Raw genomic sequence first — 21,306 nt, 5'->3', positions numbered from 1 at the left:
ATAAGGTAATCTTTTTCGCATGGCCGTTTACACGCATATCACCGCCGCGCAGCTTTCAGATTTTCTTAAAGGGTATGATCTCGGCACGCTGGTTTCGTTCGAAGGGATCGCGCAGGGCGTGAGTAATACGAATTATCATGTCTTTACGGATCAGGGGCGGTTTATCCTGACTCTTTTTGAAGAACGGCGGGTGAAGGCTGAGGATCTGCCGTTTTTTTTCGCGTTTTCGGACCATCTTTCGCAGCGGGGAATCCAGACTCCTCGCGCTCTTCCAGATAGAAACGGGAGGAGCTTCGGGATGCTGGCGGAACGGGCGGCGACGTTTCTGAATTTCCTGCCGGGGAAGGATATTCCCAAGGTGCAACTCACGGCCGATCATTGCGCGTCGTTCGGGGAAGGACTGGCGCGGATGCATCTGGCGTCCGAAGGTTTTGATTTGAAGCGTAAAAATTCGATGGGACCGGAACGGTGGCAGGTTCTGGCGGAGAAGACCGCTGGAGGTGCGGACCGTTTCGAGCCGGGGTTAAGAGCATTCATCGCCGAAGAGCTTCAAATGCTAATGGCTTCGTGGCCGACGATGGAGGAGGCTCCCATTCCTGTCGGTGCCATCCATGCCGATCTGTTTCCCGACAATATTTTCTTTCTCGACGGGCGGATGAACGCGGTCATCGACTTTTATTTTTCCTGCACGGATTTTTACGCCTACGATCTGGCGATTTCGATCAATGCGTGGTGCTTTACGCCGGATCATCGGTTTTCTCCCGAGCGATACCGGGCGCTTATGGGTTCCTATCTTGGTGTGAGGGCGCTGAGCGATGAGGAGCGGCGGCTTTTGCCGCTGCTGTGCCGGGGGGCGGCGCTGCGGATTTTGCTTTCAAGGCTGGAGGAGACTCTGGAGCATGATCCCGAGAAGACGCTGATGATTCCGCACGATCCCGGCGAGTATCTGACGAAGCTGCGGTTTCATCAGGTGGAGGGCTTGCCGCGTGTCTAAGGCGAAGGTGGTTGAAATATACACCGACGGCGCGTGCAGCGGGAATCCCGGCCCCGGCGGCTGGGGGGCGATTTTGCGCTGGAACGGACATGAGAAGGAATTGAGTGGCGGTGAGGCTGAGACTACCAACAACAGAATGGAAATGATGGCGGTCATTCAGGCACTCAAGGCGATGAAAAAACATTCGACCATTCATCTTTATACGGACAGTCAGTATGTGAAGCAGGGAATTGAAGAATGGCTGGAGGGCTGGAAGGCCAAGGGTTGGAAAACCGCCGGAAAAAAATCGGTCAAGAATCAGGATCTCTGGATAGAGATTGATGCTCTCATCCAGAAACACGACGTTAGGCTGCACTGGGTGCGCGGGCATGACGGGCATCCCGAGAACGAGCGGGCGGACGCGCTGGCGCGGGCGGCGATCAAGAAGATTTGAGTTTTCCGCTAGTCATTCAAATGCGAGAAGTCCCGTGCATCGCGGTTTTTGGGTTTGAGCTTGGGCGGGTTATCGGATTTTAAGAGCCGCCCGATCATTCCTCCAAAACCCTCATCGTCGGGCTGCGCGGAATTATTGGCGTAAACAATCGGTTTATATTTCCCATGCCCAGCGTTCATTATGGCCTTCCAGATATCGGCCGGGGGGCCGCCGCCCGTGACTTTTTTCATCGGGCTGTTGTCGTCGTTACCGAGCCAGATCGCCGTCACCATCTCATCGGTGAAGCCTATAAACCAGGCGTCGCGGTAATCCTGTGACGTTCCGGTCTTTCCCGATGCCGGAAAGGGCAGGTTGCCGCGCTGACCCGTGCCGTGCTCGACGACGTTTTCCATCATTTGTCTGAGGCTTTTGACTGCGTAACCTTCCAGGATTTTCTGGGGCGCGGATGGCTTTTTCTCATAGACGATCGCACCGCCTGAATCCTTGATTTTAATTACGGCGTAGGGATTCACACCGAACCCGCCATTGGCCAGAGAGGCATAGGCCGCCGTCATCTCCAGCATGGAGACGCCTGAACTGCCCAGGGCAAGGCTGAGATCGGGCGCGAGTTCCGCCGTGATGCCCATCTGGCGGGCGGTGTTGATGACAGCGGAAACCCCGACCTCCCTCATCAGGCGGACGGCAGCGGTATTCATGGAGCGGGTCAGGGCGTTTTCGAGCGTGACCTCTCCGAAATATTCCCCGCCGAAATTATCAGGCCTGTATTTGCCCTCGGTCAGTGGCGCATCAAGAATGGTGCTTTGTGAGCGCCAGCCCTTTTCCAGGGCCGTTACATACACAAGCGGCTTGAAAGAGGAGCCGGGGGGGCGCAGGGATTGGGTGGCGCGGTTGAATTCGCTGTCCGTGCGGTCCTTGCCGCCGATCATACTGAGAACTGCGCCGTCGGGGCGCATGACCAGAACGGCCCCTTGCGAGATGGAGAGCGTTTCGCCATCGGCCTTCAGGCGGGCCAGAAGAGTTTCCTCGGCCTTTTTCTGGAGTTTCGGATCAAGGGTTGTCTCCACGACCAGATCCATGTCCGGTGTGCCGATCAATTCATCCAGACCGTTCAAAACCCAGTCGGCAAAATAGCCGGCTTCCTTGGAAACGCTTGCGCCACCGGGAGGCTTTTTGAGTGTCCGCGGCACCTTTTTGACTTCTTCAGAGGTGAGGTATCCGGCATCGGCCATGGCGGCCAGAACGACATCCGATCGCTCAAGCGCCAGATCCATGTTGGCCAGAGGAGAATATTTCGAAGGGGCTTTGAGCAAGCCCGCGAGGACGGCGGATTCACGAAGGTTGATGTCCTTTACGCTTTTGCCGAAATAGATTTCGGAGGCGGCGTCCACGCCGTAAATCCCCGAGCCGAGATAGACGCGGTTGAGATAGGCGCTGAGGATTTGATCCTTGGTGAGGTGCCATTCCAGCCAGACGGCCAGCATGGCTTCCTGCACCTTTCGTTTGAGGGTACGGTCGTAGCTCAGGAAGAGGTTTTTTGCCAACTGCTGTGTGATGGTCGATCCGCCCTGAACGAGCCTGCCCTTACCGATATTGATCATCATCGCACGGGAGACGCCCAGAATGTCTATGCCGGGGTGGCTGTAAAAACGGCGGTCCTCAGTCGCCAGAACCGCGTGGATCAGATCGGAGGGAACATCCGAGACGGTGACGCTGCGCCCTTTGGTTTCGCCGTAACGGGCAACGATGGAGCCATCAGCGGCCAGAATGGTGATGGAGGGGCGGCGGTCGAATTTCGCGGCACGGGTAATGTCGGGCAAGTCCTTGGCGAACCATCCCAGAACGAAGACGGCGAAAATCCCGCCCCAGAGCGCCAGAATGACGAGCCATTTGAACAGGCGCACCGAAAGGGAGCGTTTCTTTTTCGATTTTTTCGAGGAAGAGCCCTTTTTTTTCTTCTTTTTTGACATGAGCGGGTGTTTCTCGGCTGGATGAAGCGGATCTTATTTGAAAGCGTTCAAGCGTTATAGGCGAAAAGGACCGAAAATTCAAATCCACAGTAAAATTTTCATAATTATTCTTCTGTCCGCCTAGACCAGAAGCAGGGAGGCCAGACCGAGAAAAGATAGGAACCCGACGACGTCCGTCACCGTTGTGAGCAGGACGGAGGAGGAGATGGCCGGGTCGCTGCCGATTTTTTCGAGGAAAAGCGGGATTCCCGCTCCGAACAGTCCGGCGGCGATGAGGTTGATGATCATGGCCATGGCAATGACAAGACCCAGCGTGGCGCTGGCGAACCACGCGCCCGCGATCAGGCCCGTGATAGCGGCAAAGAGGACGCCGTTGACGGCACCCACCAGCGTTTCCTTCCAGATGACGCGCCAGGTGTTGGTACCGGACAATTCGCGTGTGGCAATGGCGCGGACGGCGACGGTCAGCGCCTGCGTCCCCGCGTTTCCGCCCATAGACGCCACAATGGGCATGAGGATTGCCAAAGCGACGACCTGCTCGATGGTCGCGTCGAAGAAGGAAATCACGATGGAGGCCAAAATGGCGGTCCACAGATTGACAAAAAGCCAGCGGAAGCGGTTTCCGGCTGTTGAAATCACGGCATTGTAAAGATCGCCCTGATGTCCCACCCCGGCCAGATGGAGGATATCCTCCTGCGCTTCCTCGTCGATGACGTCCACAACGTCGTCGATCGTGATGACCCCGAGCAATCTGCCGTTCTGATCGACGACCGGGGCGGAGACGATATCCTCCCGCCGGAACATATGGGCGACCTGCTCCTGGTCCATGTCGGCGGGAATTGGCTTTAATTCTCCGGTAATCAGATCCCTGATTTTTCCCGAGCGCTTGGCCCGGACGAGTTGGCTCAAGGGAACGGTTCCGATGAGGTTGTAAGACGGGTTGATGACAAACACGTCAAAGAAGCTCTCGGGGATGGTTTCGGAGGCGGCACGCAGATAATCGAGGGTTTTTCCCACGGTCCAGAATTCGGGGATGGCGACGACTTCCCGGTTCATCAGACGTCCGGCGCTGTCCTCCGGGAAACTCAACCCCTCCTCAAGCGCGAGGCGCATATTCGCGGACAGGTGCTTCATGATGTCCTTCTGGAAGTCCGGTTCCAGAGGTTCGATCAGGAGCAGGGCATCATCGCTTTCAAGCTCCGAGATTATCTGCGCGACCTGCGCGGCGCTCATGGCCGACAGGGATGTTTTGCTGATCTTCTGATCGAGTTCGACGAAGGTTTCCGGCTCCAGAACGTCGCCGAATTTGCTGAGAAGTTCCTCGCGGTCGTCGTCCTTGATTTTTGAGAGAAGTTCGGCCGTATCGGCGCTGCTGAGATCGTCAAGAGCCGTGACCAGCGTGTCGGCGTCCTGAGCATGGAGGGCATCGACAACGTCCTTGATGTCCTCGTCGGTCAGCTTGTATTCGCCGGGATCCTTGGCGGACAGTCTGTCGGCAAGGGCGTCTTCGTTGTCAGTTTCGACCTGTGTTCCCATGCCACGCTCACCTTCATGCCGGAACCTGAATTGAAAACAGGAATAATTACTCCAGCTCAGATTCTACCACCGCACCGGCAATATGCCATACCGAAGACGAACGGTGCGAAAAGAAAACGTCCTTCCGCGGTCACGCAGACCGGATCAGGCGGTGCGTCGTATGATCGACAACGGAGTCATCGAAAATCTGGGCGCCGACCGTTGCGATCGAAGTGATATTGATAATCCCGCGCGCGGTGACCGACGGGGTCAGAATGTGCGCTGGTCTTGCCGCTCCGAGCAAAAGCGGACCGATGCTGACGCCGTCCGACAGTGTCCGCAACATATTAAACGTAATATTCGCGGATTCGACGTTGGGCATGATGAACAGATTGGCCTGTCCGTTCAGGCGTGAGTTGGGCATGACCCTTTCACGAACACTTTCGGACAGGGCGACATCGGCCTGCATCTCCCCGTCGATCTCCAGATCCGGGTCACGGCGGCGGATATCGGCAAAGGCCGCCCGCATTTTGCGGGACGTTTCTGTATCAATCGTTCCAAAGTTGGAATGAGAAAGTAGAGCGACTTTCGGTTTGATCCCGAATCGGCGGACCTCCTCGGCGGCCATCAGGGTCATTTCCGAAATCTGCGCTACGGTCGGGTTGGCGTTGATCTGTGTATCGCAAAAGAAGAACGTACCCGCACTCAGGAGCAGAGGGCTGAGGGCTGCCGGGGTCTCGACTCCCGGCTTGAGGCCTATAATGTCGATGATATCTTCCAGATGCTCATGATAATGGCCGAGCGTACCGCAGATCACGGCATCGGCATCATCCTTGTAGACCATGAGGGCGCCGATGACGGTGGTGTTGTTGCGGAGGATAGCCTTGGCATCGTCGGGCGTGGTGCCGCGGCGTTCCATGATGCTGTGATAGGTCTGCCAGTAATCCTTGTATCGCGGGTCGTAGGACGGGTCGATCAGCGTAAAATGCTTTCCGGGGTGCATCCGCAAGCCGAGGCGCTTGATGCGAGTTTCAATAACTTTTTCGCGTCCGATGAGGATCGGGTGCGCCAGATTTTCGTCGATGACGGTCTGCGCGGCCTGAAGAACACGCTCTTCTTCCCCTTCGCTATAGACAACGCGCTTGGGATTTTCTTTTGCGCGGGAATAGATCGGTCGCATGACCAAGCGGGAGCGGATGAAGTATTGCTGCAAACGGTCGCGGTAGGCTTCGAAATCCGTAATCGGACGGGTGGCCACGCCGCTGTCCATTGCGGCCTTCGCCACAGCCAGAGGAAGATCGACGATGAGGCGCGGGTCGAAGGGTTTGGGAATCAGGTAGTCGCGCCCGAATTCCAGATTTTCGTTGCTGTAGACGGCGGCAACCTCAGCGACGATTTCCTTCTGCGCGAGTTCGGCAATCGCCTTCACGCAGGCGAGTTTCATTTCCTCGTTGATCGTTGTCGCGCCGACGTCGAGCGCTCCTCTGAAGATGAAGGGGAAGCAGAGGACGTTATTGACCTGATTCGGGAAGTCGGAGCGGCCCGTGCAGACGATGGCGTTGGGTTTGGCCGCGTAGGCTTCTTCGGGCATGATTTCGGGGGTCGGGTTGGCCAGCGCCAGAATCAGCGGTGCATCAGCCATTTTGGAGACCAGTTCCTTGTTCAGGACACCGGGACCGGAGAGGCCCAAAAACACGTCCGCGCCCACAAGAGCTTCCTCCAGCGTGCGAATATTGGTTTTTGCGGCGAAGGCGACTTTTGCGGGGTCCATGCCCTTCTTGCGGCCTTCATAAACAATTCCGTTGCGGTCGGAGACGAGAATGTTTTCTTTCTTCAGGCCGGCGTGAACCAGAAGATTCAGGCAGGCAATCGCAGACGCACCGGCGCCAGAGGCGACCAGTTTGATATCGCCGATCTTGCGTTTGGAATATTTAATCCAGTTGGTGAAGGCCGCGGTGACGATAATCGCGGTCCCGTGCTGGTCGTCATGGAAGACGGGAATTTTCATCCGTTCCTTGAGGCGGGTTTCGATCTCGAAACATTCGGGGGCTTTGAAGTCCTCCAAATTAATGCCCCCGAAGGTGGGTTCGAGGGCGGCGACAATCTCAACGACTTTATCCACATCGGTGGCATCAATCTCAATATCCACCGAGTCGATGTTGGCGAATTTCTTGAACAGAACGGCTTTACCTTCCATGACCGGCTTGGAGGCCAGCGCGCCGAGGTCACCGAGGCCGAGAACGGCGGTGCCGTTCGAGATGACGGCGACCAGATTGCCCCTGGAGGTATAATCGTAAGCTGTAGCGGGGTCGCGGGCGATTTCCTCGCACGGGGCGGCCACTCCGGGGGAATAAGCAAGAGCAAGGTCGCGCTGCGTGGACATTTCCTTCGTCGCGCGAATGGCGATTTTGCCGGGTGTCGGATACTTATGATAATCCAGAGCGCTCTGTCTGAAGGCTTCTTTGTCTTTTTTGCTGCTCATGTTGTGTCTCGCTCGTACCTTATACTATTAATGACGCCAGATACTCCCTGTAAGGGGAGTAACTTTATGGAAATGGTGCGGTCGAGAAGACTCGAACTTCCACAGGATTTCTCCCACAGCGACCTCAACGCTGCGCGTCTACCATTCCGCCACGACCGCAAATTTCCATACCCTCTGGCCGACAAGACCATGAAGGCAGCGGGATGAATACCAAATCAAAAGGCTAAGGGCAAGATGCTTGAGCGTTGCAGCGCACCAAAAACACGCTATATAGAGGCATGGTGGAATGGAAGACCGAGAAAACGCCCGTGGATTATCCCTTCGCCGTCTCCGAGATGGAGCGGCGGGTGGAGGCGATCCGTGCCGGGACGGAGGATGAGTTGGTCTGGTTATTGGAACATCCGCCCCTTTATACGGCGGGAACCAGCGCCAAGGCCAAGGATTTGCTCAACCCACGGTTTCCGGTCTATGAGACGGGGCGAGGCGGGGAGTACACCTATCACGGGCCGGGGCAGCGCGTGGCCTATGTCATGCTGGATTTAAGAAAGCGCGGGCCGGACGTACGGGCTTATGTTTGCGCTCTTGAGGACTGGATTATCCGGTCGCTGGCGCATTTTGATGTGAAGGGCGAGCGGCGGGAGGGTCGGATCGGCATCTGGATTGATCTCTCGCGTCATGGTGGGCTTGCAGGGCAGGAGGCCAAGATCGCGGCGATTGGCATCCGCATCCGGCGGTGGGTGACTTATCATGGGGTAGCGGTCAACATCAACCCGGATTTATCGCACTTCGGCGGCATCGTTCCGTGCGGGATTGCGGAACATGGGGTGACGTCGCTAGCGGCGCTGGGGATTGATTGCAAAATGTCAGAGTTTGACAGAGTTATGAAATCAGAGTTTGAGAAGAAATTTCAAGGCGGTTGCCCGCCTTGAATCTGGTTATGGCGCGGATCGTAATTACAGACCTGTTTCCGGCGCCATATCTGCAAGTGCCTGCTGCGCGGCTGGGAGCTTTTCTGTCTGAGCTGCGACCACTTCATGAGCAGAGTGTTCGGCTCCGACGGTCTGGTCTATGACCACGGCAGTTCCCACAGCGAGTACTGCGGCTCTTAATGTCTCTGTTATCGCCTCTTTTTTGGAACTCATGTCCACATCCTCCATTTGGTTTCGTTGGTGCGGATCGTAGCGATTCGTTCGGCTTTTGTATATGGATTTTCAGTCAGCCGCCAGGCTGGTCAGGTTTTCTTTTGAAAAAGAGGAACAAAAGGCAATAAAGTCAGTGACTTTGTCTTTTATACTTCTGTAATATTTACTTTTTTCCCCCGTTTCCTCATCCATAAACAGGCTGCGGTTGATTTCGATCTGCAGGCTGTGGCGACCCCTTGTGGGTTGGGAATAGCGGCGGACAAGCTCGACGCCCTTGTAAGGGTCGTTAAGGGAGACGGTGAAGCCCTGTTTTTTGAGGTAATCGCGGATGGCGTGGGTGAAGTCGCGCCCGCTGGTGGTGCCGTCGCGGTCGCCGAGGACGAACTCGCAGGCAACAGGGTTCGATCCCGCGACTTTCAGGGCTTTTTTCGGCGTGGCGCTGGCCGAGGGCATGGAATGAGCGCTGATATGCCAGACGGCACCGAAACGGTAATGGGCGGCTTCGATGAAATTTTCCAGCGCGGCATGATAGGGCCGATAGTAATGCGCGATCCGGTGCAGGATTTCGGCGGCGTTTAATGTTCGGCTGTAGATCGGCAGGCCGGGTCGGATCAGGCGGCTGACGAGGCCGATCCCGGCATCCGAGCGGGAGGTCGGGCGCACCGGGCCGTATGTCTCCTGCGGCCAGACATCGCCGAGCAGCTTGAGGTCGATATCATCCGGGGCGCGGTTGAGGTCGATATAGCTGCGGGCGTAAAGCGCGTGGAGCAGGGCGGCGCCGTGGTCCGGCGCGGCGGAGAATAAATCCTCCACGTAACGGTCCTCCATCTTCGTGAGGTCGGCGTGCGGGCAGGCGTGACGGAAATCATCGGGGTAGAGGCGTCCGCTGTGGGAGGAGTCGAAGATCAGCGGCAGCGGAGCGTCCGCATTTTCAAGGATGTAAGTCCGGTCCGGCTTCGTCAATTTCAAGCGAAAACCCCTGTTGTCTTTCGCGGCGCTCTCTTTTACTACTGGGACGGTAGCATATTCTGCGTGTAAAAAGCGTTTATTTTAAGGGGAAAAGGATGTTTGACCTCCGCGCAATCCGGGAACGGCCGGACGATTTCAGAAAAGGGTGGACACGCCGCAAGGTCGAGGGCGATCCGGTGGGCCATATCCTGAAAATGGATGAAGAGCGGCGCTCCGTGCAGACGAAGCTGCAGGAACTGCAGGCGACCCGCAACGCGGAGTCGGCGAAAATCGGCACGATTAAAAAGTCCGGCGGGGACGCGCAGCCGATCATGGATGCGGTGGCGAAGATCAAGGGGGAGATTGCCGCGCTGGAGGAGCAGGAGCGGGTGCAGAGCGAGGAGATGAACGCGTTTCTCTCGCGCTTGCCGAATATGCTGGCCGATGATGTGCCGGAGGGCGGCGGGGAAAACGATAACAAGGAAGTCCGCAAATGGGGCGCGATCAAAACCCAAAAGGGGCCGGAGCATGGGGAGATCGGCGAAAAGCTGGGCCTCATGGATTTCGAGACGGCGGCAAAAATGTCGGGGGCGCGGTTTACTTTATTGAGTGGCGGACTGGCGCGGCTGGAACGGGCGCTGGCGCAGTTTTTCCTCGATACGCATACGGGCGAGCATGGCTATACGGAAGTGTCGCCGCCGCTTCTGGTGCGGGATAATGCGCTTTACGGCACCGGGCAGTTGCCGAAATTTGCGGAGGATTTGTTTAAGGCAAGTGCAATAGATCAAGAGGCTCTTTTAGAAGGGTTTATAAAATGGCTCAAAAAAATAAATCTTTCGGAAGAGTACAGAGATGAAAATAGAGAAAAAAATAAAAATGAGGAAATTTACGCAATAACTTATGGAGGTACTGATCAATCATTATTTAATCACAAGAGAATGATAGAAACGTATCTTAACCTACAAGAGGAACATCGTAGTTTGCACCACTGGCTCATCCCCACCTCCGAAGTTCCCCTGACCAATATCGTGGCGGAAATGATTGTGGACGAGGAGTATTTGCCGCGCCGCTACACGGCCTTCACGCCGTGTTTCCGGTCGGAGGCCGGGGCGTCGGGCAAGGATACGAAGGGGATGCTCCGGCAGCATCAATTCTACAAGGTTGAGTTGGTGAGCGTCACCGCCCCCGAAAAATCGGTCGAGGAGCATGAGCGCATGACGCAATGCGCGGAGAATGTGCTGAAAAAGCTCGAACTACCGTTCCGCACGATGGTGCTGTGTTCGGGGGATACGGGCTTCGGTTCGCGCAAGACCTACGATATCGAGGTCTGGCTGCCGGGGCAGGAACGCTACCGCGAGATTTCAAGCTGCTCCAACTGCGGGGACTTTCAGGCGCGGCGGATGAACGCCCGCTGCCGCCCGAAGGGGACGAAGGACACGCCGCGTTTCGTGCATACGCTCAACGGCTCCGGCGTTGCCGTGGGCCGTGCCCTGATCGCCGTGATCGAGAATTATTATGATCCCGCCGATGGCGGCGTTTTCGTGCCGGAGGCGCTCAAGCCGTATATGGGCGGGGTGACAAAGGTTGTGAAGGGGTAAGACGATGACAGTTTTGGAAAAGACACTGAAGACGCTTAAAAAAAACCAAGTGCTTGCAACTTTCATGAGGGAGTTTGTTCCTAATGGCACGGAGTGTGGGTTTTTAAGGGATTATAATGAGTACTGCTTTTTGATTGATCGCGTGAGTACTCACGGTTTGTACGATGGGATTTTTATATTTCAGAGACCCCAACTAACACGCGTAAGATGGGGGTCAACCCTTCTCAACTCAACGACTGAATTGTATAAAAGGAAAAACAAAAAGATCAGTCGGCCTAAAATTTCCATAGACAATATGAAGTCTGCCCTAAAGGATATACAAAAAGCCTATGGTTATGTTTGTGTTTCTATTGATGACCTAGATAGCGAGGCTCTTATTATTGGTGAGATTGAATCGCTTGATGATACGCATATGCTTTTGTACGAATTTAGCGGAAAAACGGCCAAAGACCGAAGCCATTTATTAGTACCTTTGGCTGAGATAACCAGTTTAGAAGCAGGGGGTATTTTCGAAGAAGATCTCCGTCATCTCAATTTTGAATATTGGGCAAAGACACCCAAACCCAAAAAGACTTGATGGGGACATCTGGCCCTTGTGCAAGAAATCCGGTTTTTTTATAGGGGGCCGCGCCTGTATAAGGTATATTTTTTCCAGCACTGAGTGACGCGCCCATGAACACCCAAGCCGCCAATAAAAGAATCCGGCTGATCATGCATCTGCGGCAGCTGGGCATCACCGATATCGGGGTGCTGAGCGCCATGGAGCGCGTGGCGCGGGATGAATTCGTGCCCAACCATATGAAGGATCAGGCATGGGAGGATATGGCGTTGCCCATCGGGCTGGGGCAGACGATCAGCCAGCCCTTTGTCGTAGCGACCATGACACAGGCACTGGAACTCACCGACCGGGACAAGGTTCTGGAAATCGGCACGGGCTGTGGGTATCAGACCGGAATTCTGGCTTACCTGTGCCGCCGGGTCTATACGATCGAGCGGCATAAGGCGCTGCTGGAGGAGGCGGAGGCGCGGCTGAACGCTCTTAAAGTGCGGAATTTCACGGCGATTGCCGCCGACGGGATGAAGGGTTGGCCGGTCATCAACGGCATCCAGCAGGCGCCGTTCGATAAAATCATCGTCACCGCCGCCGCCCGCGAAAAGCCGCCCGCCGCGCTGATGGAGCAGTTGAAGGTCGGTGGGATTATGGTTATTCCCATCGGCGAGCCGGGGGAGCAGATGCTCAAGCGCTACAAGAAGGAAACCGAGGAATCCACCGCCGTGCGTGACCTCATGCCCGTGCGGTTCGTGCCGTTGCTGCCAGACACCACCAAAGACCCCAACGATATGAAATCGGCCGGGAGCGCGGCCTGAAAAGGGCGGATGAAAATCTCCTCCGATTCGTGTATGATTTGCCCATGAGAATGCGTCCTGCGTTTTTCATTCTTCCTGTCATGTTTTTTCTGACTGCCTGCGGTATCGGTGGCCAGACCCCTGCGCCTGTCTCGAATTTCGGGCAGAGTCCCGGCGCGGGCAGTGCGGGGGTTCATAACGTGGTAGCGGGGGAAACGGTCTACAGCCTGTCCAAACGCTATAACCTGCCGCTGCAGGATATTGTCGTCGCTAATCATCTGCGGGCGCCGTTCCGGCTTTCGGAGGGGCAGAGGGTCAAGCTGCCGCCGCCGCAGGAATACCGGGCGCGGGCGGGGGATTCGATCTATACCGTTTCGCGGATGTTCGGGGTCAACAGCTCGGAAATTGCCAAGCTTAACCGTATGAAGGCGCCCTATATGGTGCGCCCCGGTCAGGTTCTGCGCCTACCCTCACTGTCCAGAAAGCCGAAACCGATACGTCCGCCAGCCGTGAGTCAGACCGTCAGTCAGAGCGGGGCTTTCCCCGTATCGCCCGTGACGCGAGAAGCACTTTCGGCTCCTCTTCCTGCTCCTGTCCGGTCTGGCGATTCAGGAGACATGATCGTTCCGCCCGTCAAGCCGACAAAGGCCTCTCTGGTCAAGAACGCCCGTGTTCCCAAGCGCAGTTCCTCGAAATTCATCTGGCCGTCCAAGGGCAAGATCGTTTCGGCCTTCGGGCCGAAGAAAAACGGCCTGCATAATGACGGGATCAATATCAAGGCGCCGAAGGGATCGCCCGTCCGGGCGGCGGAAAACGGGGTTGTCGTCTATGCGGGGAACGAGCTGAAAGGCTCGGGAAACCTTGTTCTGCTGCGGCATGACGGACAATGGGTGACAGCGTACGCGCATATGGATAAAATAGTGATTAAGAAGGGTCAGACCGTTAAACGGGGCGAGACGCTGGGGACCGTTGGGTCGAGCGGCTCCGTTTCCACGCCGCAGCTTCATTTCGAGGTGCGGCGGGGGACCGAGGCGCTGAACCCCGTGAAGCATCTTGAGAAGTAGGTGAGGACAGGAAAAGCCGATGAATGTTGCTGCGTTGATCTTTCAGTTTCTGGTCCCCATCCTTTTCCCGCTTTTCATTCTAGGAATTGTCGTTTCCAAGATTTTCAACTTCAAGGACGTCATCATACGCCTTTTGGACGAAGCGCGGAAAAATCCCGGTCTTTATAAAAATGACCCTGAGGCGGTCAGAGATTTGATGCTCAAGCTTCAGCAAAAAAAAGGCGGCTCGCGGACGGTGAATATCCGGCAGGAGCCGTCGCGGACGCCGGGCCGCACAACATCTGTCCCCCCTTCCTCAGGCCGTTCAAGTTCGGGGCAGAGCCAGAGCAGCCGGAGTTTGAGATCGTCTTCATCTGCCCGCCGCTCGTCCCCTCTGCGCGGCACGGCGCGGATGTCGCAAATCCGGCAGGAACACAAAATCAAGACCACCGTGGCGGTGTTTCTTCTGCTCGGCGGAGTCGGAATGTTATTTTCAACCTACTATTATGGGTTTCAGCCCGAAGCCTTCATGGGCGGGGCGGTCATGATGGGGGCGGGGCTTTTTCTGCTCAAATCCGGTGTGGAGCGTGTCTAGGGATTGTGGATGTTCGACCTGATTTTTTCGGCATTGTCGGCCTGGAATGCGCTTGGGCTTTTTCTCATGGCTTTTGTCTTTCTTGCGATCGGTGGAGGGATCGTCGGCTATTCGCTCTTCTGGCGACTCAAGGCGAAAAGAATAAGGGGGCGCATTTGTGGACTGATGATGGGCGACGCGCCGACAGAGGCCGAGGACAGCGTCCAAACAAACGTCAGCGCGGAGGGCAGCACGGTCGGGGGCTTTATCGTCATTTTTTTCTTCGTCCTTTTTCCCCTGATTTTCAGTGGAATCGGGGCGTGGCAGGCTTACGGGTATTTTTCCCTGACGACGAGCGGACGATATGCCGATGCGGTGGTCGTGCGGAATGAGTCCTCTCATGACTCCGATAGCGGGACGTCCTATAAGGCCGTGCTTGCCTTTACGGATCACAGCGGACAGGAACGGGAAGTCACAGATACGATCAGTTACGGCAGTTCCCCCTCATTCGATACCGGTACGAGGATCGGCGTTTATTACGATCCCGTCAATCCCGCCCGGTTCGTGATCGACGATTTCTGGCACAATATGGCGATTGCGATCATTTTTATCGCCTTTGGTTTTATGTTTATCCTTTTCTTTGGATTGATCTTTTATTTTGGAAACCGGGAAAAAGCCGCTCCGGAGCGGACGAAAAAAAAGAAAGGATCCGGGGGCGAGTTTTATTATCCGATCTATGAATACAAGTCGCTGCAGGGCGAACGGATGGAACATATTGAGGATGTGGGGGGAACGACTTTTCTGCATTGTCTGCCGGGCAAAGAGGTAACGTTGCTGATGCTCCCCGGCGACCCACCCAAAGTCAAAAAGGCCAGTGTATTAGGGTTAATTTTCGGTTTGTTTTTTTTGCTTCCGGGATTGTTTATCGCTAACGTCGCCGTTTCCCAGTTTGAAATTTCCTTTCTGTCGGTTCTGTTCGTCCTCGGGATAATCGGCTATGGGGTGTTCAGGGTTTATCAAAAATACTTGCTGATCCCTGAAGAAGAGCGCCGCAAGGGTTGGGCGATGATCCGCAGCGGCGAGGCGTTCAAGCCGGAGAATATTTCCTACACCTCATCAAGCAAGATTTTCTCAGGTTCCAAAGGGCGGCGGATGACACCGGAAGAGATACGCGCCCGGATCGGTTCGCAGAAAAGAATGACTGTGATCGGCGCGTTTGTGATGATCCTGATCGCCGGCGGTCTTGGCGTCGGAGCTTATTATGCCCAAAAAAGCATGGTGGAATACTCGACCCGCGGGATCAAGGCCGAGGGCAAGGTGACCGGGTTTGAAAGTAAGGACAGCGACGACAGCATCGTCTATCACGCTATCGTCGAATTTACCGATCAATCCGGCAACTCCGTCAAGTTTCAGGACAGCGTCGGGTCCAGCCATCCGAGTTTCAAACGCGGCGACGCGGTCTCTGTCCTCTATCTGCCCGAAACTCCATCGGCCGCGATGGTGGACCGTGGGATTTTCAACTGGGTGCTCAGCGGTGGTCTGATCCTCGGTGCGGCTCTCTTTCTCTGGGGAGCTTTGGCGTCTTTGCGTCTGGCTGCGTCGGTCCGGTCCGGGGCGGAGCGCACGGCTCTCTAGCTCTTTGGGAGCCGTTGAAGCGGAATCCTTCGCGGGGGCTTGCGTTTGCCGTTCCAGCGGTTATATTCAGCATCCTGAACTCATCGAATTTTCAAGAGCTTGAAGGGGCAGAATTCATGTTCATCGCAAAGGCTTATGCCGCCGCCGCCGAAAACGCCGAGAATATTGAAGCTTTGGCCGATGCACCAACGGCGAGTGAGGCGTTCATCTGGAATATGGCTCTGGTCGGGCTTCTGGTGATCCTTTTTTACGTCCTGCTCATCATGCCGCAGCAGCGCCGTTTCAAGGAGCATAGCACGATGCTCTCCGACCTTAAAAAGGGTGATCGCGTTGTAACCGGAGGCGGGCTGGTCGGAAAGATCGACAAGATCGTCGATGATCGCGAGATGGTGGTCGATCTGGGGAACGGGCTTAAGGTTACAGCTCTGCGCTCGAGCATCCAGGGCAAGGCCGAGGATGTTCTCAAGCCCGCTGCGAACGACGCCAAGACCAAAGGCGAAAAGAAGAAATAGAAAAGCCTGATTCATGCTTCGTACGCCGCTCTGGAAGACCCTTCTTATTCTGGCCGTTTCGCTTTGGAGCGTGGCTTACAGCCTGCCGACTTTCGTGAGTGCTGACACGCTGAAATGGATGCAAGACAATCTTCCTGCCGGATTTCCGAAAAGCAGCGTGAATCTGGGTCTGGACCTCAGGGGCGGGGCGCACCTGCTTCTCGAGGTCGATATGGATTATGTCTACAAGGAACGTGCCGATATGCTGGAGCAGGATCTGCGTCAGCGCATGGTGGAGAAAAAGATCGGCTATTCGAAGCTCGGCACTATCCTCAAAGGGGCGCGGGTTACGCTCAAGGAGGCCAAGGATGCCGAAGCCGTGCGTGGTCTGATCCGTGCCATGGATTCGCGCTATCTGGTGACCACGTCTGAGGACGGGCTGAGCGTTGAGGCGGTTATGGATGCCGCGCAGATCAAGGAGATTCAGGGGCAGGTTCTCGGCCAGTCGATTGAAATCGTCCGCCGCCGCGTCGATCAGCTCGGCACGACCGAGCCGACGATCCAAAGGCAGGGGGATAACCGCGTTTTGCTGCAGGTTCCGGGCGCCGACTCAAACGATATTAAACGGATCATCGGCAGGACGGCCAAGCTGGGTTTCCATCTGGTCGATCAGTCCGGCGCACGGTCGGCGGGCGATATGACCCTGCCTATGGTCGAGGAGCCGGGGCAGAAAATGAACGTCAAGAGACGGGCGATCATCACGGGCGATATGCTTGATAACGCCCAGCCGAGCTTCGACCAGAACGGCCGGACGGTGGTCAGTTTCCGTCTCAATTCCACAGGTGCGCGGAAATTCTGCGATGCCTCCCGCAGCAATGTCGGCAAGCCCTTTGCCATCGTTCTCGATAACGAGATCATCAGCGCTCCGGTGATCCAGGAGGCGATCTGTGGCGGGCAAGGGCAGATTTCAGGGAATTTCAGTGTTCAGGAGGCGAACGATCTGTCGGTTCTCCTGCGCGCCGGCGCCCTGCCTGCGCCGATGACCATCGCCGAAGAGCGCACCGTCGGGCCTTCACTCGGCGCCGACTCCGTGGCCGCCGGAAAAACGGCAAGTCTTTTCGGTTTGCTGTTTGTCATGGGTTTCATGATGATTGCTTACGGGCTTTTCGGATTTTTTGCCGTTGTCGCCCTTTTTATCAACGTCCTGATGATTCTGGCGCTGCTTTCGGTTCTGCAGGCAACTTTGACCCTGCCGGGGATTGCCGGGATCGTGCTGACCATGGGGATGGCGGTGGATGCCAACGTGCTGATCTTCGAGCGGATCCGCGAGGAGCTGCGGGCCGGACGCTCGAACATCTCGGCCATTGATACCGGGTACGGGAAGGCGATGGCGACCATCGTGGACTCCAACCTCACGACCCTGATTCCCGCGGCTATCCTTTTTGCGTTCGGCACGGGGCCGATCAAGGGGTTTGCGGTGACGATCAGCATCGGTATCCTGACCTCCATGTTTTCAGCGGTGATGATTACGCGGCTGATGGTTCTCTGGTGGCTGCGGCGGTCGAAGCCCGGCGCCACGGTTCCGGTGTAGGGAGGTTTCGATGCGCGGTTTAACTCTCATTCCCCATACGATCAACGTCAATTTTTTCCGTTACCGCTATTTTGCGTTTTTACTGTCTTTGGCTCTTGTGTTCGGCTCCTTTTTCCTTCTCGGCACCCGCGGCCTGAATTTCGGGATTGATTTCACCGGGGGAACCGCTATTGAAATCCGTACCCCGGAAAAGCCGGACATTGGAAAGCTTCGTGAAGGCTTGAATGCGCTTGGCCTCGGCGATGTGTTGATTCAGGAGTTCGGTCAACCCCAGGACTTGCTGATCCGTTTGCCGCAGCAGAAGGAAACGCCCGAATCCCTCAAAGTGTATCAGGATTGCCTGGAGCAGAACCGCAAGGCCAACGATCAGACGCCGTGTCCGACCGCCCAAAGCGAAGCGATTGCAAAGGTTCAGGGCCGTTTGAAAAGCTTTTTTAAATCCGGCGAGGTCGATTACCGACGCGTGGAGTTTGTGGGGCCGCAGGTCGGCGAGGAGTTGAAGCGGCAGGGTCTTATTGCTATCACTCTGTCGATTTTGGCGATCATGGGTTATATCTGGCTGCGGTTCGAATGGCAGTTTGCCATCTCCGCGACCGTGGCGACGACCCTGCATGACGTGGTGCTGACTTTGGGGTTGTTCTCGCTTACGCGGATGCAGTTCGACGTTTCGACTCTGGCCGCCATCCTTCTTGTTGCGGGTTATTCAGTGAATGATACCGTGGTCGTGTTCGATCGAATCCGCGAGGATATGCGGAAATACAAAAAGAAGCCCTTGGCGGAATTGATTAACGTGGCGATCAACGAGACGCTGCCGCGCACGACTATGACCTCCTTCACGACCCTGCTGGCGCTGTTTGCGCTCTATATTTTCGGCGGGGAGGTCATCCGCGGGTTTATCTATGCGCTGATCTTCGGGATTGTCGTCGGCACCTATTCCTCCATTTATGTCGCGGCGCCGCTTCTGGTCTATCTGGGCGTCCGGCCGTCATCCCTCAAGCCTTCAGGCGATCAAACCCCCGAGGCGGCTTGAGATGGATGTCACGCCGCTTGTCAAAAAGGGGCAGCAGATCATCCAGAGCTATGCGGGCGGTTCGTTTAAAATTACCGGGGTCGTTTATAAGGGCGCGGTGATCATCCGGCCCGAGGGGACAATACCTTGGGCTGTGCCCTCTTTTCGTTTGCAGGAACTAATTTCCGACGATTTCATGGTTTTAGAGAGTGTTATCGGTTCTGCCGATGTTGTGCTTTTCGGGACCGGGGCCGGGCAGGTCATTCTGACCCCCGCGCAGAAAAGGGGGCTGGGGAACCTGAAACCCGAAACGATGGATACAGGAGCGGCCTGCCGCACTTATAACGTCCTTATGGCCGAGGGGAGGCGTGTGGCGGCGGTTTTGCTGCCCGTTCCGGCGGGGTAGGGGATGAATTTGCATCCCGGCGCCTAAAGCCTTATACTGGTTGGCTAATAAATAAGATTATGAACCGAAACGGTTTTTTTAAGTATATGAGGGTGCATGGCCGGGCCTAATCTCAACACTCCGCCGGAACTGGCGGCTTATCTGGAAACCGTGCGGCAGAGGCAGCAGGTGAGTAATACCTGGCCCGCGGATTACCTTTACCACCCCGTAGACGGGGGCGGGCTGACGATCGGTGTGCGCGACGCGCAGGGGCAGACGCAGAATTATTCCGTCTGGCTCAAGCGCGACCAGCCCGGTGGCGCGTTCAACAGTTTCGTCCTGCTCAATACGCAGGCGCAGTTCGATAATCTTTACACCAGCCGCCCGTCCGCCGACCGTGCCAACACCGTGAGCTATGGCGACAAGAAGGCGTGGGTCAATGCGACGACGGGCGAAGTCCGGCAGGCGAATGTCAGCGAGGTTTATTATATTCCCGGCTCCGGGAAAATCGTACCCGAGCAGAACGGGCTGGATTACGCCTGGTCGCAGTCGGGCGAGTTCGTCGATCCTTTTGATGCGGAGCGGATGCGGACCCGCCATCAGGCGCGGATCGACCGTAATGAAATCCCCAAGGGCACGCCCTTGACGCAGGAGGGCAAAGGCGAACTGGTGCGGGTGCGCCGCGCCTTTGTTAATAGCGATTTGATCCGCGATGGGATAGTGAGCGCCGCCGATCTGAAGACCGATCTGCGTTCGCAGGGGTTTGCGTATGACATTCCGGGGACGCTGGTTCAGGGCGCCGACAGCCAGAAAAAGGCGGCGGCGGAACAGGTGATGATTGCCGGATTCTCCAAGGCCAGAGATGCGCTGAACGCCGCACCTGCGGCCACAGCCAGTGCTGCGGCCCTGCAAGGCTCTCCCAAAGTTTCCGTTTATCAAATTCCCGCTGCTGCTGCGGCCACGCCTGCCACTCCGCAGGCAACGGGTTCCACCGTCCTCAATCCTGCTTCCTTTATGGCCGAGGTGCAGAAACTCTCCCTCGTCACTCCGGCGGACATTACGGCGGCCAAGGACGATAAAACCCAGATGCGGGCGGCGTCCCGCGCTATCAGCGATCTGGACCGGATGCTCGGTTCCGATCCCAAGGCGCAGAAGCCGGAAACGCAGGCGCGGATTCTCGACGCTCTCAAGGCCTCGCCGGGGCAGAGGGATATTCTCGCCGATTATGTCCGCAAGAAAATCGCCGATCCGTCGCTGGCCATGAACGAACATTCGGGGATGGTCACGGGGCGGATGCTCGGGATGCGTCCGGCTTTGGGGGCGGTTGAAAATATCCAGCCGAAATTCCAGAGCGCGGCGGGGGGAAGCGAGACGGTGGCGCCCAAAAACCTCGCCACCCTGAATCTCCTGCCGACAAAGACCGATATCGTCGAGGATTACAACCGGGCGCAGGAGGTGCTGGATATGATCCGGCGCAGCGCCACGCCGTCTGAATCGGCGCAGAACAAGCTTCCCGCCGCGCAGATCACGCAGGTCATCGCCGCTTATCGCGCCGCGGGTTATGAGGGTTACGCGAAGGTGATGGAAGACATGAACCGCACCGCCGCCAGCGATCCGACGATGGAATATGCCAAGGCCGCCGTGGCGCTGCATAGCGCCTATGTCGGCACCTACGACAAGCGCCAGCAGGTTCAGGTGCAGGAGGATTTCCAGCGGGCGCGAGAGCGGGCGCTGGAGCATCTCAAAGTCGATTACGATAAAATCCGCCAGCAGATTCCCGACATCCTCAAGCGCAGCGGCATCGACCCCGCCACGGTGACGGAGCCGCAGCGCGACGAGATCATGCGGCAAGTGCGCGAGTCCATTAACCGCACGGCCGATCAGCTCAACGCCATCACCCCCGAACGGGTGCGCGATATCGAACGCACGATCAACACGCGGATCGAGCAGGCGGTGATTTCCGCGGCGGCCAACAAGCTTGGGAATGTCGAGGAGCGCCTTACAAACGCACGGGCGGGAGCGCAGGCGGAATACGATGCGCGGTCGCAGGCCTTTATTGAGCAGCTCCGCGCCATGCCCGCCGACCAGCGCGAGAAAATCTGCGCCAACTCGGGCAACAACCCGCTGGTGCAGGCGGCGTGTAAGCCTTAGG

The 21,306-nt window shown here is 56.6% G+C and carries 19 protein-coding genes and 1 tRNA gene; 14 read left to right on the top strand and 6 right to left on the bottom strand.

Features of this window, described 5'->3' with window-relative positions; all coding sequences use genetic code 11:
• Positions 1–19 precede the first annotated feature (19 nt).
• Together thrB and rnhA are read left to right on the top strand one after the other, a co-directional pair.
• Complete coding sequence (thrB, locus tag IPN28_10650; protein QQS56715.1) at positions 20–994, top strand: homoserine kinase; 975 nt, start codon at positions 20–22, stop codon at positions 992–994.
• A complete protein-coding gene (rnhA, locus tag IPN28_10645; GenBank protein ID QQS56714.1) occupies positions 987–1,427 on the top strand; it encodes a ribonuclease HI in 441 nt (146 codons plus the stop codon). The genes thrB and rnhA overlap by 8 nt, the downstream gene beginning before the upstream one ends.
• A gap of 8 nt (positions 1,428–1,435) precedes the next feature.
• On the opposite strand, the gene IPN28_10640 is transcribed toward rnhA, so the two are convergent.
• The 4 genes from IPN28_10640 to IPN28_10625 all read right to left on the bottom strand — a co-directional run bounded on the left by IPN28_10640 (position 1,436) and on the right by IPN28_10625 (position 7,550).
• Positions 1,436–3,394: a PBP1A family penicillin-binding protein gene (locus IPN28_10640; protein QQS56713.1), complete on the bottom strand. Its 1,959-nt coding sequence runs from the start codon at positions 3,392–3,394 to the stop codon at positions 1,436–1,438.
• A 120-nt stretch (positions 3,395–3,514) separates the two neighbouring features.
• Entirely contained in the window at positions 3,515–4,930 is a 1,416-nt protein-coding gene (gene mgtE, locus IPN28_10635; GenBank protein QQS56712.1) for a magnesium transporter, read from the bottom strand.
• A gap of 130 nt (positions 4,931–5,060) precedes the next feature.
• Positions 5,061–7,391 (bottom strand): NADP-dependent malic enzyme, encoded by a 2,331-nt coding sequence (locus tag IPN28_10630; GenBank protein ID QQS56711.1) that lies wholly within the window; start codon positions 7,389–7,391, stop codon positions 5,061–5,063.
• 73 nt (positions 7,392–7,464) lie between these two features.
• Positions 7,465–7,550 (bottom strand) — tRNA-Leu (locus IPN28_10625).
• Between the two features lie 119 nt (positions 7,551–7,669).
• On the opposite strand from IPN28_10625, the gene lipB reads away from it, so the two are divergent.
• Positions 7,670–8,320, top strand: a complete 651-nt coding sequence (lipB, locus tag IPN28_10620; GenBank protein QQS58611.1) for a lipoyl(octanoyl) transferase LipB — start codon at positions 7,670–7,672, stop codon at positions 8,318–8,320.
• Between the two features lie 24 nt (positions 8,321–8,344).
• On the opposite strand, the gene IPN28_10615 is transcribed toward lipB, so the two are convergent.
• Positions 8,345–8,533: a hypothetical protein gene (locus IPN28_10615; protein QQS56710.1), complete on the bottom strand. Its 189-nt coding sequence runs from the start codon at positions 8,531–8,533 to the stop codon at positions 8,345–8,347.
• Between the two features lie 69 nt (positions 8,534–8,602).
• Positions 8,603–9,502, bottom strand: coding sequence for an N-formylglutamate amidohydrolase (locus IPN28_10610; GenBank protein ID QQS56709.1), 900 nt, complete (start codon positions 9,500–9,502; stop codon positions 8,603–8,605).
• Positions 9,503–9,597: 95 nt separating this feature from the next.
• Here IPN28_10610 and serS point away from each other — a divergent pair, with 95 nt between their 5' ends.
• The 11 genes from serS (at position 9,598) to IPN28_10555 (ending at position 21,305) form a co-directional block, all read left to right on the top strand.
• Positions 9,598–11,079 carry a serine--tRNA ligase gene (gene serS / locus IPN28_10605; protein ID QQS56708.1) on the top strand — a complete coding sequence of 494 codons (1,482 nt, stop codon included), beginning with the start codon at positions 9,598–9,600 and terminating at the stop codon, positions 11,077–11,079.
• 4 nt (positions 11,080–11,083) lie between these two features.
• Positions 11,084–11,656: a hypothetical protein gene (locus IPN28_10600; protein QQS56707.1), complete on the top strand. Its 573-nt coding sequence runs from the start codon at positions 11,084–11,086 to the stop codon at positions 11,654–11,656.
• Between the two features lie 95 nt (positions 11,657–11,751).
• Complete coding sequence (locus IPN28_10595; GenBank protein QQS56706.1) at positions 11,752–12,447, top strand: protein-L-isoaspartate(D-aspartate) O-methyltransferase; 696 nt, start codon at positions 11,752–11,754, stop codon at positions 12,445–12,447.
• A 44-nt stretch (positions 12,448–12,491) separates the two neighbouring features.
• The gene (locus IPN28_10590) at positions 12,492–13,490 is read left to right on the top strand and encodes a LysM peptidoglycan-binding domain-containing M23 family metallopeptidase (protein ID QQS56705.1); all 999 of its coding nucleotides are present in this window, start codon (positions 12,492–12,494) and stop codon (positions 13,488–13,490) included.
• A 19-nt stretch (positions 13,491–13,509) separates the two neighbouring features.
• The gene (locus IPN28_10585; GenBank protein QQS56704.1) at positions 13,510–14,064 is read left to right on the top strand and encodes a hypothetical protein; all 555 of its coding nucleotides are present in this window, start codon (positions 13,510–13,512) and stop codon (positions 14,062–14,064) included.
• A gap of 9 nt (positions 14,065–14,073) precedes the next feature.
• The gene (locus IPN28_10580) at positions 14,074–15,678 is read left to right on the top strand and encodes a DUF3592 domain-containing protein (GenBank protein ID QQS56703.1); all 1,605 of its coding nucleotides are present in this window, start codon (positions 14,074–14,076) and stop codon (positions 15,676–15,678) included.
• Between the two features lie 116 nt (positions 15,679–15,794).
• Positions 15,795–16,190 (top strand): preprotein translocase subunit YajC, encoded by a 396-nt coding sequence (gene yajC / locus IPN28_10575; protein QQS56702.1) that lies wholly within the window; start codon positions 15,795–15,797, stop codon positions 16,188–16,190.
• A 13-nt stretch (positions 16,191–16,203) separates the two neighbouring features.
• The gene (gene secD, locus IPN28_10570; GenBank protein QQS56701.1) at positions 16,204–17,760 is read left to right on the top strand and encodes a protein translocase subunit SecD; all 1,557 of its coding nucleotides are present in this window, start codon (positions 16,204–16,206) and stop codon (positions 17,758–17,760) included.
• Positions 17,761–17,770: 10 nt separating this feature from the next.
• Complete coding sequence (gene secF / locus IPN28_10565; protein ID QQS56700.1) at positions 17,771–18,790, top strand: protein translocase subunit SecF; 1,020 nt, start codon at positions 17,771–17,773, stop codon at positions 18,788–18,790.
• 1 nt (position 18,791) lies between these two features.
• The gene (locus IPN28_10560) at positions 18,792–19,175 is read left to right on the top strand and encodes an Mth938-like domain-containing protein (GenBank protein QQS56699.1); all 384 of its coding nucleotides are present in this window, start codon (positions 18,792–18,794) and stop codon (positions 19,173–19,175) included.
• Positions 19,176–19,271: 96 nt separating this feature from the next.
• Positions 19,272–21,305: a hypothetical protein gene (locus IPN28_10555; GenBank protein ID QQS56698.1), complete on the top strand. Its 2,034-nt coding sequence runs from the start codon at positions 19,272–19,274 to the stop codon at positions 21,303–21,305.
• Position 21,306: the final 1 nt, after the last annotated feature.

Source organism: Alphaproteobacteria bacterium, from assembly GCA_016699735.1.
Classification (GTDB): domain Bacteria; phylum Pseudomonadota; class Alphaproteobacteria; order Micavibrionales; family Micavibrionaceae; genus JAGNKE01.
The sequence above is the reverse complement of the archived record's forward strand: the minus strand, read 5'-3'. Positions and strand labels throughout refer to the sequence as shown.